We start from the raw sequence: 13,897 nt of genomic DNA, 5'->3' as shown, positions 1-13,897 counted from the left end.
GGGAAGGAAGGGTTCATGGGCGAGCGCAAGGCGACCGTGGCGGCGGAGGTGGGGCTGCATGCCCGGCCCGCGGCCACGTTCGTGCAGACGGCGATGAAAGCCCCGATGGACATCCGCGTCGCCAAGGTCACGGGCGGCGAGCCGGTCAACGGCAAGAGCATCCTGCAGATCATGGCGCTGGACGTCCGGCAGGGGGAGACCATCGTGATCACGGCCGAGGGCGAGGGTGCCGAGGAGGTTCTCGACCAGCTCGCCAGCATCGCCTCCACGCCGTGAACCTGCGGGGGGTGGGGGTCAGCCCGGGCATCGGGCACGGCCCCGCGTACCTCCTGACCGCCCGTGTGCCCGAACCCCCCGAGGGCGCCACACACGCGGGAGACGCGGATCAGGAGAAGGAACGCGCGGTCATGGCGCTCGCGCAGGTCGCGGGCGAGCTTGAGGCGCGCGGTGACCGGGCGGGCGGCGAGGCCCGCGAGATCCTCAAGGCACAGGCCCTGATGGCGGAGGACCCCGGGCTGGTCGTGAAGATCAGGTCGCTGATCGACCGGGGTACGGCCGCCCCCAGGGCCGTGCACGAGGCTTTCACCAAATATCGGGACGTGCTGGAGGGGGTCGGCGGCTACCTCGGTGAGCGGGCGGCCGACCTCGACGACCTCAGGGACCGGGTGATCGCCCAGCTCACCGGCCAGGAGCTGCCCGGCCTGCCGCCCCCGGGCGACACGCCGTACGTGCTGGTCGCGCACGATCTGGCGCCCGCCGACACCGCGCTGCTGTCCGGCCACGCGGTGGCCGCGTTCGTCACCGAGGAGGGCGGGCCGACCAGCCACACCGCGATCATGGCCAGGGCGCTGGGCGTGCCCGCCGTCGTGGCCTGCGCGGGCGCGACGACGCTGCGTCCCGGCGTCGAGGTGCTGGTCGACGGCACCTCAGGAGAGGTACGGGCGCGGCCGACGGAGTCCGACGTGGCCAGGGCGGAGAGCGTCGACACCGCCAGGCAGGCCGCCATCGACCGGGTCACGGGCCCGGGGCGGACGAAGGACGGTCACCCGGTGCCGCTCCTGGCGAACGTCGGCGGCCCGGCCGACCTCGAAGCGGCGCGGTCCTGCGGCGCCGAGGGCGTCGGCCTCTACCGCACCGAGTTCCTCTTCCTGGGCCGCGCCGAGCCCCCGGGCGCCGAGGAGCAGGAGCGCGCCTATCGGGCGGCGCTGGAGGCGTTCCCCGGCGGGCCGGTGATCGTGCGCACGCTCGACGCGGGCGCCGACAAGCCGCTGGCGTTCCTGCCGCCCGGCTCGGCCGAGCCGAACCCGGCGCTGGGCGAGCGTGGGCTGCGCCTGCTGCGGGCCCACCCGGAGGTGCTGGAGACGCAGCTCGACGCGCTGGCCACGGCGGGCGCGGGGAGCGGGGGGCGGCTGCGGGTGATGGCGCCGATGGTGACGACGGCCGAGGAGGCCCGGTGGTTCGCCGCCGCGTGCCGGGCCGCCGACCTGCCGGAGGCGGGCGTCATGATCGAGGTCCCGGCGGCGGCGCTGCGCGCCCGCGACCTGGTGGCCGAGGTGGACTTCGTCTCGGCCGGGACCAACGACCTGGCCCAGTACGCCTTCGCCGCCGACCGCGAGCTCGGCGCGCTGAGCGAGCTGCACGACCCGTGGCAGCCGGCGCTCCTCGACCTGCTCGCCGGCCTCCTGGCCGCCGCGGCGCAGGCGGGCAAGCCGGGCGGCGTGTGCGGCGAGGCGGCGGCCGATCCCGGGCTGGCCTGCGTGCTGGCGGGGCTCGGCGCGGCGTCCCTGTCGATGGGGCCGGCCGCGCTGCCCGCCGTACGGGCCGCGCTGGCGTACCACACGCTGGAGCAGTGCCGTGCGGCGGCGGAGTCGGCCAGGGCGGCGACGACGGCGGCCGGGGCCCGCGCGGCGGCCCGCGCCCACCTGACGGAGCTGGAGGCGCTGGGGCTGTAGCAACTTTTGGCCGTCGTCCGGCACGGGCACGTCGCCGCATGGATACGGTGGTGTTCATGGTTCGACGGATCGGTGCGGCAAGCGTCCTGACGATCGCCCTGGCGGCGTGCAGCGGCGGCGGTGGGGCGGCGACCGCGGCGCCGCCGGCGCAGCAGCCCGCCCAGCCGCCCGCGACCGGCGGCGAGCCTGCCACTTCTGCGCCGCCGTCCGCCCAGGACCCGGTCAAGCGGGCCCTGGCGGGCCTGAGCACCGAGCAGAAGGTCGGCCAGCTCTTCATGCCCGTCCTGTACGGCACCGCCGCCGACACCGTCTCCGGCGAGAACCAGGCCCGCTACGGCGCCCAGACGCCCGCCAAGGTGATCCGCAAATACCATCTCGGCGGCGTCATCCTGTTCCCCGCCAACGTCAGAACCACGGCCCAGGTCGTCGAGCTGACCAACGGCATGCAGCGCGCGTCCGGGCTGCCGCTGCTCGTCGGCACCGACCAGGAGAACGGCCTGGTGTCGCGGATGTCGGCGCTGATGACGCGCTTCCCCGGGGCCTCGCAGATCGGCGCGACCGGCGACACCGGCCTGTCGCGGGCCGTGGCCAGGGCCACGGGCGAGGAGCTGCGCGCGCTCGGCGTCAACCTCGACTTCGCGCCCGTCGCCGACGTCAACATCGACCCGAGAAACCCGGTCATCGGCCCGCGCGCCTTCGGCGACGACCCGGCGAAGGTGGCCAAGATGGTCGCCGCCGCCGTCAAGGGGTTTGGCGACGCGAAGGTGGCCTCCACCGCCAAGCACTTCCCTGGCCACGGCGACACCCGGATCGACAGCCACACCGGCCTGCCGGTGATCAAGCACACCCGCGCGCAGTGGGAGCGCCTGGACGCGCCGCCGTTCCGGGCGGCCATCGCGGCCGGGGTCGACGCGGTGATGAGCGCGCACATCGTCTTCCCCAAGCTCGACCCGTCGGGCGACCCGGCGACGCTGTCCAAGCCGATCCTGACCGGGCTGCTCAGGAAGGAGCTCGGCTTCAAGGGCGTCATCTCCACCGACGCGCTCAACATGGAGGGCGTGCGCAAGAAGTACGGCGACGGGGAGGTGGCCGTCCGCGCCGTCCTGGCCGGCGCCGACCTGCTGCTGATGCCGTACGACCTGCCGAAGGCCTACGGCGCCGTGCTGGCGGCGGTCAAGGACGGGCGGATCTCCGAGCAGCGGCTCGACCAGTCGGTCACCCGGCTGCTCAAGCTCAAGCAGGCCCGCGGCCTGCTCCAGGAGGCGCCGGTGGCGTCGGCGAAGCGGGCGGCCCAGGTGCTGCGTTCGCCGGAGCACCGCAAGCTGGCCGCCCGCGTCATCCGTTAGTGCTCGCCGTGCAGGCCGCTCGCCACGTACATGGCGGCGAGCATGGCGAACAGGTAGGCCTGCAGGAACTGGATGAACATCTCGAACGCGGTCAGCAGGATCGTCATGAGCACGCCGACCACGCCGATCCCGGCGCCGAGCGGCGTGAGCTTCTCGAACAGGAACCAGAAGCCCACGGAGCTGAAGAACGCCAGCAGGATGTGGCCGGCGAACATGTTCGCGAACAGCCGGATGAGGTGCGTGAACAGTGACAGGAAGAACACCTCGGCGAGGATGAGCGGCGCGTACAGCGGATAGGCCCAGCCGGGCAGCCCCGGCAGGATCACGATGCCCTTGAGGTAGCCGATCAGGCCGTGGTGCCGGACGCCGAGGTAGATCTTGATGCCGTACACGAGCAGCGCCAGCGTCGCCGGGAACGCGATGTGCGCGGCGACGGGGAACTGGACGAACGGGATGACGCCCATGAGGTTCCAGGCCATCACGGTCAGGAACAGGCTGAGCAGGAAGCCCATCCACCGGTCGGCGTCCTTGCCCAGGTTGGGCCGGGCCACCTGGTCGCGGACGAACTCGTAGACGTACTCGCCGTAGCTCTGCCAGCCGCGTGGCACGAGTTTGGGCCGGGCGAAGGCGGCCCACGACAGGGCGATGACGAGGACCGAGCAGAGGAGGGCGACCAGGACGGGTTTGGTGAGCCAGGCCGGTCCGCCGGCGAAGATCGGCGGGAGGTCGAAGAGCTCGAGTCCGGGAGCTCTGAACCGGTCGGGGGAGGTGATCAGGATCGTCGTGCGCAACGGCGGTCCCTTCAGGGATCGGACAGGAATCTCACGATAAACAGGTGATTTGGTGATCCCTAACAGGGGTTTATAACCGGCGAAACGCCCTGTGCGAGGCTCTACGCTGGAGTGCCGGACTGCCACGAGGAGGCGAATGTGGTCGCAGGTGTGCTGATCGACTGGGGCGGGGTGCTCACGACCAGCCTGACCGACTCCATCGCCAGGTGGATCGAGGCCGACCGCATCGACGGCGACCACTACCGTCAGGTCATGCGCGAGCTCGTCGAGGCCGCCTACGACGGCCAGGAGGAGAACGTCATCCACGCCCTGGAGCGGGGCGAGCTCGACGGATCGGCGTTCGAGCGCGACCTGGCGGCCCGGCTGCTGACCCTCGACGGCGCGCCGCCGGAGGCCGAGGGCCTGCTGGAGCGCATGTTCGCGGGCTTCGAACGCGTCGAGGCCATGTACGACATGCTGGCCGAGGTCAGGAAGGCCGGGCTGAAGACCTGCCTGCTGTCCAACTCGTGGTCCAACACCTACCCGCGCGACGGCTGGGACGAGGTGTTCGACGCGATCGTGATCTCCGGCGAGGTCGGCATGCGCAAGCCCGAGCCGCGCATCTTCGAGCACGCGCTCGGCGCGATCGGCCTGCCGGGGGAGTCGTGCGTGTTCATCGACGACATCGAGGCCAACATCGCGGCGGCGCGTACCCTGGGGATCACCGGAATCCACCACCGCGACGCGGACACGACCATCCGGGAACTCGAGTCCCTCCTCCGGCTGCCTCTGCGGCGGGCATGATGGGACCCTCGCACGCTGTGAAAGGTTCGTGATGCGCGTCTACCTGCCGTGCACCCTGCCCGCGCTGGCCAGGGCCGCCGAGGCCGGGGAGCTGGCCCCGGCCCCGCTGACCGGCTACGCGGTGACCCCCGCGCTGACCGAGTGGTACGCCTCGGGCGACACCGAGGAGCTCGAGTACGTGGCGCTCACCGAGGCGGCCCGCGCCTCGCTGCGCATGCTGGCCGCCGATCACGCCGACGGCGTGGCCGTCCCGGCGCGGCGGGTGGTCGTCGCGGCCGAGGTCGACGGGCCCGTGCCGCACAACGGCGCCGACCTCCAGGAGAAGGCCCGGGTCCGGCTGACCGAGCCGATCCCGCTGGCCAAGGTGGCCGCCGTGCACATCGACGACCTGTACGCGGTCCCCGACATCGAGGCGGCGATCGCCGCGCTGCCGGCGGCCGACAAGGGCGACGACGACGCCCGTTTCACGGTCGACGGCGCGGAGGCGCACGAGCTCATGTGGTACGCCACCCAGGAGATCCCGGACCTGCTGGCCGGATAAGCTGGACTTGATGACCAAGCACATTGTCTGGGACTGGAACGGCACGCTCTTTCACGACATCGACGCCGTCGTCGGTGCGACCAACGAGCTCTTCCGGCCGTACGAGCTTCCCCCGCTGACGGCCGACGGGTTCCGCGCCGTCTACACCCGGCCCATCTGGGTGGCCTACGAGCGGATGCTCGGCCGCCCGCTGTCGGAGGGCGAGTGGGAGCGGCTCGACGTCGGCTTCCACGACCACTACTTCCGGCTGGCCGCGGAGTGCGGGCTGGCCGAGGGCGCGGAGCTGGCGCTGAGCGGCTGGACGGGCACGCAGTCGCTGTGCTCGATGGCCCCGCACGACCACCTGGTTCCCAAGGTCGACTCGTTCGGCATCAGCCGCCACTTCACCCGCATCGACGGCCTGATCGGGGTGACCGGAGGGGAGAAGGCGGCGCACATGGCCGCCCACATCCGGTCGGCCGGGGTCGACCCGCGCGAGGTGCTGGTGATCGGCGACAGCGTCGACGACGGCGTGGCCGCCCGCCACGTGGGCGCCCGCGCGGTGCTCTACACCGGCGGCATGTCCACCAGGGCCGAGCTGGAGTCGACCGGGTTCCCGGTCGTCGACACGCTCGCCGAAGCCCTGGATCATGCCTGATTCGACCGGTCACCCGCCGCCCGAGGGGGCGGTGGCCCTACTCTGGGGGCGGTTCGCAGTCAGGAGGCCGCCATCAACCGCCTAGTTCTCTGGAACGTCGACCTGACCCTGGTCGACGTCGCGATCGTGACGCGTGACGCCTACGCCGAGGCGTTCCGCGCGGTCACCGGGCGCCCGCTGGTCAAGCTGGTGCCGCCGATGGGCCGGCCCGACTCCGAGATCGTCTTCGAGACGCTCGCGGTCAACGGCGTCGAGGCCGAGGACGACCACCTGCCGCGCTTCCTGGCCGCGCTGGCCTCGGCCTTCGCCGACCGGCGCAAGCGGCTGCCCAAGGAGGGCAAGGTGATGCCCGGGGCCAAGGACGCGCTCAGGTCCGTGGCCCGGCTCGACGGGGTGATCCAGACCGTGCTCACCGGCACGATCAAGAGCAACGCGGTGCTCAAGCTCCAGGCGTTCGGCCTGGACCGCTACGTGGACTTCGAGCTCGGCGGCTACGGCGAGGAGGTCTACCCCAAGGCGTCGCTGCTGCAGGTCGCGCAGGGCCGGGCCAAGCAGCGGCTGGGCGTCCCGTTCACGCCGGCCAACACGGTGCTGATCGGCGACTCGGCCCGGGACGTGCAGGCGGCCAGGATCGGCGGGGCCGCGATGATCGCGGTGGCGTCGGGCCGCTCGACGGCCGCCGAGCTGCGGGAGGCCGGGGCCGACGTGGTGCTGCCGGACCTGTCCGACGCCGCCGAGGTGGTGGCCGCCGTGGCGGCGCTCACCACCCCGCTCGACCGCAAGGCGGGCTGATCAGCTCAGCTCGGCGAGGAAGCGGGCCGCGACCGGGGCCGCCACCGCCGAGCCGGCGCCGCCGCCCTCCACGATGACGGCGAAGGCCAGGTCGTCCTTGTAGCCGATGAACCACGAGTGCGCGGGCGGCTCCTTGCCCGACCCGTACTCGGCGGTGCCGGTCTTGCCGGCCGTCCCGCCGGGGAAGCGCACGGCGTGGGCGGTGCCTTCGGTGACGACGGCGGGCATGAGCGTGCGCAGCGCGCTCACCACGTCGGCGTCGAGCTTGCGGGGCCGCAGGTCGCCGGGCGCGATGTCGGCGCCGACCAGCCGAGGCGGGCGCCAGGCGCCGTCGGCGACGGCGGCGGCGACCGAGGCCATGTTGAGCGGGCTGGCCAGCACCCGGCCCTGCCCGATGGAGGCGGAGGCCAGGTCGGTGGCGTCCTTGGGGGTGGGGAAGTCGGCCTTGACCGCAGGGACGCCGGGCTTGATCGGGGCGCCGAAGCCGAAGCTGGCGGCGACCTCGGCGAGCCGTTCGGCGCCCAGGTCGCCGACGACCATCGCGCCGAACGTGGTGTTGCACGAGTGCGCGAAGGCGTCGCGGAAGGCGAGCGTGCCGTAGTCCTTGAAGCCGGCGTTGTGGAAGGGGAAGCCGCCGATGTTCTGCTCGGCCGGGCAGCTCACCCGCTCGCCCGGCCGGACCCCGTCGGCGACCAGCGCGGAGGCGGTGACGACCTTGAACGTCGAGCCCGGCGGGTACTTGCCGAGCAGCGCCCGGTTGAACCCGCCCGGCTTGTTGACCGCGGCCAGGATCTCGCCGGTCGAGGCGCGCACGGCCACCAGCGAGGCGGGCTTGTCCACGCCTTCCAGGGCGTCGGCGCCGGCCCGGTGCACCTTCAGGTCGAGGGTGGTCCTGATCGGCTTCCACGTGGGCGGGTCGAGCAGGTTCTTGACGACCTCGCCGTTCTCGACCAGCTCGATCCGGTCGCTGTCGCGCTCGGCGAACCAGTCGGGGTAGGTCTGCGCCAGGCCCGCGACGAGCTGCTGCACCGAGCCGGGCGCGTCCGGGGTGTCGATGCGGGTGCCGTCGGCGGCCTGCACCTCCAGGCCCTTGACCCGCTCGGTGACCAGCCGCACCGTGCGGTCGCGGGTCAGCGAGGGGTGCAGGGTGGCCGGGGTCCAGTCGATCTTCCAGGTGCGGTCGCGCTCGACGAACTTCAGGTCGCCGAAGTACTTCCAGTCGACGGCGCCGCTGAGGGTGGCGCCGAAGCTGACCTCGCCGGTGTCGGCGCCGTCGGCGGCGAAGACCCCGCCGGTGGTGATCCGGTGGAAGGTCTGCCGCTCGGCCTTGACGGCGGCGCTGAACTGCCGGTGCCGCTGCTCGAAGTCGGCCGGCGGGTCGGCGACCAGCTCGCGCATGGCCCGGTAGTCCCCCGCGGACCAGGCCGACAGGTAGGCGTCGGCGACCTGCTCCGGCGATCCGGTCGTGCGCAGGATCCAGAACGTCCCGGCCGCCGCGACGACCGGGACGAGCGCCCCGGCGACCCAGGGCCAGCGCCGCCTCCGTCTGGGCGGGTTCTCCGGCCGGAGATGTGCGTACATTGCCCCCGTTTGTGAAGCCATGCGTCAGAGGACAGCAGAGCCCCGGCCTGGCTGTCCAATACTGATATGACCGGTTCATCGATATGGATTTGGCTATAGTCACTGCTCATGGACCTGGTCCGGCACTTGCGTTACTTCACCGTGGTCGCGGAGGAGCTGCACTTCGGCAACGCCGCGATCCGGCTCGGCATGGCCCAGCCCCCGCTCAGCCAGCGGATCAAGCGACTGGAGGAGGAGCTCGGCGTGCGGCTGTTCGACCGCTCGGCCCGGCAGGTCAGGCTCACCGAGGCGGGCCGGCTGCTGCTCGGCGAGGCCAGGGAGATCGTCGCCCGCGTCGACCGGCTGCACGAGGTGGTCCGCCACGGCCAGGCCGCCGTCCTCAAGGTCGGCGTCCCGCCCGACCTGGCCGCCGCCGTCCTGGCCGCCCTCGTCGAGGGCTTCCGCGAGAGCAACCCCGAGGTACGCCTAGCGCCCGCCGAGATCTGGACCGCCGACCAGGTCGGCGCGCTGGCCGAAGGCGTGATCGACGTGGGCGTGGTCCGCCACCCGGTCACCGCCCCCGGCCTGCACTTCGGCCGGACGCTGGTGCAGGCGCAGGGCGTGCTGCTGGCCGCCGGCGACCCGCTCGCCGGATCGGGCGAGCTGCACCTGGCCGACCTGGCCGGCCGCGAGCTGCTCATGCCGCCCCGGGAGGGCGAGCCCGGCGCCCACGCCGAGCTGCTGGCCGAGTGCCGCCGCCACGGCTATGTGCCCGCGCAGGTCCACCAGGGCGCCGGGCTCGGCCTGGTGATGGCCGGGGCCGCCGTCGCGTTCGGGCCCAAGGCGGACGTGGCGGGGCTGGCCTGGCGTCCGCTGCTAGGCTCGCCCATCGCCTACCGGGTCTCCACCGCCTGGCGGGCGGCCACGGCGACGGTGACCGACTTCTCCGCCGTGGCCGTACGGATCTTGAAGGAGCGCGCCGGGATGACCGACGAGGACGCGACGCCCGTGCGGCGGGTCAGCCGCAGGCCGGGGATGCTGGCATGAGCGGTCCGGACCTGGAGGCGGTGTTCCGCGCGGCCGGCGTGCGCGGCTGGCTGCTCGCCACCGACGTCGACACCGGCCGGGAGATCGGTCACGGGGCCGACGAGCCGGTGCCCACCGCGTCGATCTTCAAGGTGCCGCTCATGGTGGAGTTCTGCCGGCAGGCCGACGCCGGGCTGCTCGACCCGGCCGGCCGCGTCACCGTGACCGGCCGCGACCGCGTCTCCGGGCCCACGGGACTGTCCGCGATGCTCGACGACGTCACGATCTCGCTGCGCGACCTGGCCTACCTGATGATCGCCGTCAGCGACAACACCGCCGCCGACGCGCTGCTCGCCAGGGTCGGCAGGGAGGCGGTCAACGCCATGCTTGACGGGTTCGGCCTGACCGGCACCCGGGTGCTGCAGAGCGCCGGGGAGATCAACACGAGCATGGCCGACGACGCCGGGCACGGCTGGCCGTACCTCGAACCCGACGACCTGGCCCGGCTGCGCGTGCTCGACCCGGCCCGCACCAACCGCAGCACCGCGCGCGAGCTGACCCGGCTGTTCGGGCTGATCTGGCGGGACGAGGCGGCCTCGCCCGGCTCCTGCGCGTGGATGCGCGGCGTGCTCAACCTCCAGGTGTGGCCGCACCGGCTGGCCTCCGGGTTCCCGTACGACGACGTGGCGGTCAGCGGCAAGACCGGGACGCTGCCGACGCTGCGCGGCGAGGCGGGCGTGGTCGAGTACCCCGACGGCGGGCGCTACGCGGTGGCCGTGATCACCCGCTCCTACTCCACCGCGCTCAACCAGCCGCGCGCCGACGCGGTGATCGGCACGGCCGCGCGTATGGCGGTGGACCACCTGAGGAGATAGCAAGTTATGTGGGAGGTCGGGTATGACTTTCCGCCTACCGGCCGACAGGATGGGGCACATGGTTGCTGAAGGTGCACTGCTCTGGGAACCCACCGACGAGACCACCGGGCGGGCGCGGCTGACGCGCTATCTGGAGTCGGTGGGACGCGCCGGTGAGCCCTACGAGGACGTGTGGCGCTGGTCGGTCGAGCGGCCGGAGGAGTTCTGGACGTCGATCTGGGACTACTTCGAGGTCATCGGGGAGCGTGGCGACGGGCCCGTCATCTCCGGAACGATGCCCGGCGCCGAATGGTTCACCGGAAGCACGCTCAACTACGCCGAGAACGCGCTGCGCCGCACCGACGGCGTGGCCGTGGTGTTCGTCTCCGAGGACGGCGCCCGGCAGGAGATCAGCTACGCCGAGCTGCGCGAGGAGGTGGCGCGGGTGCGCGCCGGGCTGGTCCGGCTCGGCGTCGGGCGCGGCGACCGGGTGGCCGGCTACCTGCCGAACATCCCGCAGGCGCTGATCGCGTTCCTGGCCACCGCCTCGCTGGGGGCGATCTGGTCGGCCGGGTCGCCCGACTTCGGCGTGCCCAGCGTGGTCGACCGGTTCAAGCAGATCGAGCCCAAGGTGCTCATCGCGGTCGACGGCTACCACTACAACGGCAAGACCTACGACCGCTCGGCCGCCGTCAACGAGATCGCCGCCGCGCTGCCCGGCCTGCGCGCCACCGTGTGGATCCCGTACCTGGCCGCCGTGGAGGAAGGGCGCGCGCCGCAGCAGGCGGAGCCCGCGCCCGGCCACGACGAGGAGCTGCCGCGCGGCGAGGTGATCGGCTGGGAGGGGCTGCGCGCGCAGAGCGCGCCGCTGGAGTTCGAGCGCGTGCCGTTCGGCCACCCGCTGTGGATCCTCTACTCCAGCGGCACCACCGGGCTGCCCAAGCCGATCGTGCACGGGCACGGCGGCGTGGTGCTGGAGCACCTGAAGTCGCTCACCTTCCACCAGGACCTGGGGGAGGGCGACGTGTTCTTCTGGTACACCACCACGGGCTGGATGATGTGGAACTACCTCATCGGCGCCCTGCTGGTCGGGGCCACGCCGGTGCTCTACGACGGCGCGGCCACGCATCCCTCGGCCGCCGCGCTGTGGCGCATCGCCGCCACCGAAGGGGTGACCTACTTCGGCGTGGGCGCGCCGTACATCATGGCCTCGCTGAAGGCGGGCGTGACGCCCGAAGGGCTGGAGCGGCTGCGCGGCATCGGCTCGACCGGGTCGCCGCTGCCGCCCGAAGGGTTCGCCTGGGTGGCGGAGAAGCTGCCCGGGGTGCCGCTCGGGTCGTTCTCCGGCGGCACCGACGTGTGCACCGGGTTCGTCGGCGCGACCGTGCTGCACCCGATCCGGGCGGGCGTCATCCCGTGCCGGTCGCTGGGCGCCCGGGTCGAGTCCTTCGACCCCTCGGGCAAGCCGGTCTTCGGCGAGGTCGGGGAGCTGGTGCTGACCGCGCCGATGCCGTCGATGCCGGTGATGTTCTGGAACGACCCGACCGGCGAGCGCTACCGCGACAGCTACTTCGACGTCTACCCCGGCGTGTGGCGCCACGGCGACTGGATCAAGCTGGAGCGCGACGGGAGCTGCGTCATCTACGGCCGCTCCGACTCCACGCTCAACCGGGGCGGCGTCCGGATGGGCACCAGCGAGTTCTACCGGGTCGTCGAGCGCTTCGACCGGATCGTCGACAGCCTCGTCATCGACACCGGCCAGCTTGGCCGCGAGGGCAGGCTGCTCCTGTACGTGACCCTCGCCGAGGGCGCCGAGCTGACCCCCGACTTCGAGCAGGAGCTGCGCACGACGCTGCGCCGCGAGCTGTCGCCCCGGCACGTGCCCGACGAGATCCACGCGGTGCCCGGCATCCCCCGCACCCTGTCGGGCAAGAAGCTGGAGGTCCCGGTGCGCAAGATCCTGCTCGGCACCCCGGTCGAGGAGGCCGCCAACCCGGACGCGATGGCCAACCCGGAGGTGCTGCGCTACTTCACGCCCTGAGCGGGCGCAGCGCCCGGCTCCAGGAGACGAGCTGGTCCAGCATGACGGTGACGCGCTCCTCCTGGTGGGCCGCGGGCCTGAACTCGGAGAGGTTCTCGAAGTCGGCGAACAGCGAGAGCGTCACCTGGGCCTGGACGGTGGCGACCTGGAGCTGGCCGAGCACCTGCCGCAGGTGCTCGGCCGCCCGCACGCCCCCGTCGACGCCGTAGCTGACGAACGCCGCCGCCTTGTCGGCCCACTCGGCATAGAGGAAGTCGATCGCGTTCTTCAGCACGCCGCTGGTCGAGCGGTTGTATTCAGGCGTCACGAAGATGAAGCCGTCGAAGCGGGCGATCCGCTCCGACCACGCCAGCGTGTGCGGGTTCTCGTAGCTGCCCGCCGCTGCGGGCTGCGGCTCGTCCAGGTGCGGCAGCGCGTGCTCGTGCAGGTCCACCAGCTCGAACCGGGCGTCGTCACGCTTGGCGGCCAGGTCGTGCACCCAGCGGGCGACGTTCTCGCCGTTGCGCCCGGGACGGGTGCTGCCGATCACGATGCCGATGTCGATCATGAGTTCTCCAGGGTGATGAGGATCTTGCCACGGGTGCGACCGGCCTCGGCCCTGCGGTGCAGCTCGGTCAGGCCGGTCAGGGGATGGGTCTCGGCGATCTCGACGACGAGTTCGCCCTTGTCGATCAGGCCGGCGAGCTCGGTGAGCTGACCGGCGTCGGGGCGGGCGATGAAGTGGCGCGCGTTCGGCGCGTCGACCGGGGTGGCGATCGTGATGACGGTCCGGCCCAGCGGCGCCAGCGCCGAGGCCTGCTCCGGCGGCACGGCGGCCAGGTTGAGCACCACGTCCATGCCGCCGGGCAGCGGCGTGGTGGTGTAGTCGACCACCTCGTCGGCGCCCAGCCGGCGGACGGCCTCGGCGCTGCGCGGGCTCGCGGTGGCGATCACGGTCGCGCCCGCGAGCTTGGCGAGCTGGACGGCGAACAGGCCGACCCCGCCGCCCGCGCCGTTGACCAGCACGCGGGCGCCGGTTCCCGCCTGCCCGATCCCCGCCTGCCCGATCCCCGCCTGCTCGTGGACCGCCTGCCACGCCGTCAGCCCGGCCACCGGGATCGCCGCCGCGTGCGCGAGCGGGATCGAGCGCGGCGCCGGGGCCAGCAGGTCCGCAGGGGCGACCACGTACTCGGCGGCGGCCCCCGCGACCAGCCCGATGACCGGGTCACCCACCTCCAGGGCGGTGACGCCGGGGCCGAGCGCGGCCACGGTGCCCGCCACGTCCCAGCCCAGCGTGTGCGGCAGCGTGACGCCCAGCGCCTCGTGCAGGTATCCGGACCGCAGGCCCGCGTCGGACGGGTTGAACGAGGTCGCGGCCTGCCGCACGAGCACCTCGCCCGGGCCGGGCGACGGCACGGGGAGCTCGTCGTAGCGGATGACGTCCGGTCCGCCGTAGGCGTGCACCCGGGCGGCCCGCATGGTTCGGCTCACGTGGAGCTCCTTTCGGTTGATGCAACCGTAGGAGGCTCAGACGCGACATCCAATGCGTGAGTGACTGACTTTTATACGCGATCGTCTCGCAGGGTAGACTCCGC

At 72.7% G+C, this 13,897-nt stretch carries 14 protein-coding genes; 10 read left to right on the top strand and 4 right to left on the bottom strand.

Going from position 1 to position 13,897, the window contains the following annotated elements:
- The first annotated feature begins 15 nt into the window (after positions 1-15).
- From AB0J53_RS17180 to nagZ, 3 genes are read left to right on the top strand one after another with little or no spacing between them, the layout of a single operon-like run.
- Entirely contained in the window at positions 16-276 is a 261-nt protein-coding gene (locus AB0J53_RS17180; protein ID WP_219499565.1) for an HPr family phosphocarrier protein, read from the top strand.
- Positions 273-1,952: a phosphoenolpyruvate--protein phosphotransferase gene (gene ptsP / locus AB0J53_RS17175; protein WP_308125579.1), complete on the top strand. Its 1,680-nt coding sequence runs from the start codon at positions 273-275 to the stop codon at positions 1,950-1,952. Before AB0J53_RS17180 ends, ptsP begins: the two co-directional genes overlap by 4 nt.
- Positions 1,953-2,008: 56 nt before the next feature.
- Positions 2,009-3,298: a beta-N-acetylhexosaminidase gene (nagZ, locus tag AB0J53_RS17170; RefSeq protein WP_364172998.1), complete on the top strand. Its 1,290-nt coding sequence runs from the start codon at positions 2,009-2,011 to the stop codon at positions 3,296-3,298.
- On the opposite strand, the gene atpB is transcribed toward nagZ, so the two are convergent.
- Positions 3,295-4,089: a F0F1 ATP synthase subunit A gene (gene atpB, locus AB0J53_RS17165; RefSeq protein WP_357584015.1), complete on the bottom strand. Its 795-nt coding sequence runs from the start codon at positions 4,087-4,089 to the stop codon at positions 3,295-3,297. The genes nagZ and atpB overlap by 4 nt on opposite strands.
- 138 nt (positions 4,090-4,227) lie before the next feature.
- On the opposite strand from atpB, the gene AB0J53_RS17160 reads away from it, so the two are divergent.
- The 4 genes from AB0J53_RS17160 (at position 4,228) to AB0J53_RS17145 (ending at position 6,842) form a co-directional block, all read left to right on the top strand.
- On the top strand, positions 4,228-4,872 hold the full coding sequence (locus AB0J53_RS17160; RefSeq protein WP_219499559.1) for an HAD family phosphatase: 645 nt from the start codon (positions 4,228-4,230) through the stop codon (positions 4,870-4,872).
- Positions 4,873-4,903: 31 nt separating this feature from the next.
- Positions 4,904-5,413 carry a hypothetical protein gene (locus AB0J53_RS17155; protein WP_219499557.1) on the top strand — a complete coding sequence of 170 codons (510 nt, stop codon included), beginning with the start codon at positions 4,904-4,906 and terminating at the stop codon, positions 5,411-5,413.
- A 10-nt stretch (positions 5,414-5,423) separates the two neighbouring features.
- Positions 5,424-6,050 carry an HAD family hydrolase gene (locus AB0J53_RS17150; protein WP_219499556.1) on the top strand — a complete coding sequence of 209 codons (627 nt, stop codon included), beginning with the start codon at positions 5,424-5,426 and terminating at the stop codon, positions 6,048-6,050.
- 72 nt (positions 6,051-6,122) lie between these two features.
- Positions 6,123-6,842: a haloacid dehalogenase-like hydrolase gene (locus tag AB0J53_RS17145; RefSeq protein WP_219499944.1), complete on the top strand. Its 720-nt coding sequence runs from the start codon at positions 6,123-6,125 to the stop codon at positions 6,840-6,842.
- Here the strand turns inward: AB0J53_RS17145 and AB0J53_RS17140 are convergent, their stop codons facing one another.
- Positions 6,843-8,423 carry a penicillin-binding transpeptidase domain-containing protein gene (locus tag AB0J53_RS17140; RefSeq protein WP_364172992.1) on the bottom strand — a complete coding sequence of 527 codons (1,581 nt, stop codon included), beginning with the start codon at positions 8,421-8,423 and terminating at the stop codon, positions 6,843-6,845.
- 108 nt (positions 8,424-8,531) lie between these two features.
- On the opposite strand from AB0J53_RS17140, the gene AB0J53_RS17135 reads away from it, so the two are divergent.
- The 3 genes from AB0J53_RS17135 to AB0J53_RS17125 are packed head-to-tail and all read left to right on the top strand — an operon-like array spanning position 8,532 to position 12,323.
- Complete coding sequence (locus AB0J53_RS17135) at positions 8,532-9,449, top strand: LysR family transcriptional regulator (protein WP_219499552.1); 918 nt, start codon at positions 8,532-8,534, stop codon at positions 9,447-9,449.
- Positions 9,446-10,303 (top strand): serine hydrolase, encoded by an 858-nt coding sequence (locus AB0J53_RS17130; protein WP_364172989.1) that lies wholly within the window; start codon positions 9,446-9,448, stop codon positions 10,301-10,303. Before AB0J53_RS17135 ends, AB0J53_RS17130 begins: the two co-directional genes overlap by 4 nt.
- Before the next feature lie 58 nt (positions 10,304-10,361).
- A complete protein-coding gene (locus AB0J53_RS17125) occupies positions 10,362-12,323 on the top strand; it encodes an acetoacetate--CoA ligase (RefSeq protein ID WP_364172986.1) in 1,962 nt (653 codons plus the stop codon).
- On the opposite strand, the gene AB0J53_RS17120 is transcribed toward AB0J53_RS17125, so the two are convergent.
- Both AB0J53_RS17120 and AB0J53_RS17115 read right to left on the bottom strand, forming a co-directional pair.
- Positions 12,313-12,870: an NAD(P)H-dependent oxidoreductase gene (locus AB0J53_RS17120; RefSeq protein WP_219499546.1), complete on the bottom strand. Its 558-nt coding sequence runs from the start codon at positions 12,868-12,870 to the stop codon at positions 12,313-12,315. The two genes, AB0J53_RS17125 and AB0J53_RS17120, sit on opposite strands and share 11 nt — an antisense overlap.
- Positions 12,867-13,793, bottom strand: a complete 927-nt coding sequence (locus AB0J53_RS17115; protein ID WP_364172982.1) for an NADP-dependent oxidoreductase — start codon at positions 13,791-13,793, stop codon at positions 12,867-12,869. The genes AB0J53_RS17120 and AB0J53_RS17115 overlap by 4 nt, the downstream gene beginning before the upstream one ends.
- Positions 13,794-13,897: the final 104 nt, after the last annotated feature.

Origin of the sequence: Nonomuraea sp. NPDC049725, assembly GCF_040674795.1 — a bacterium.
GTDB classification, from domain to species: Bacteria; Actinomycetota; Actinomycetes; order Streptosporangiales; family Streptosporangiaceae; genus Nonomuraea; species Nonomuraea ceibae.
Note: the sequence above shows the minus strand (reverse complement) of the source record. Positions and strands in the feature narration are given on the sequence as shown.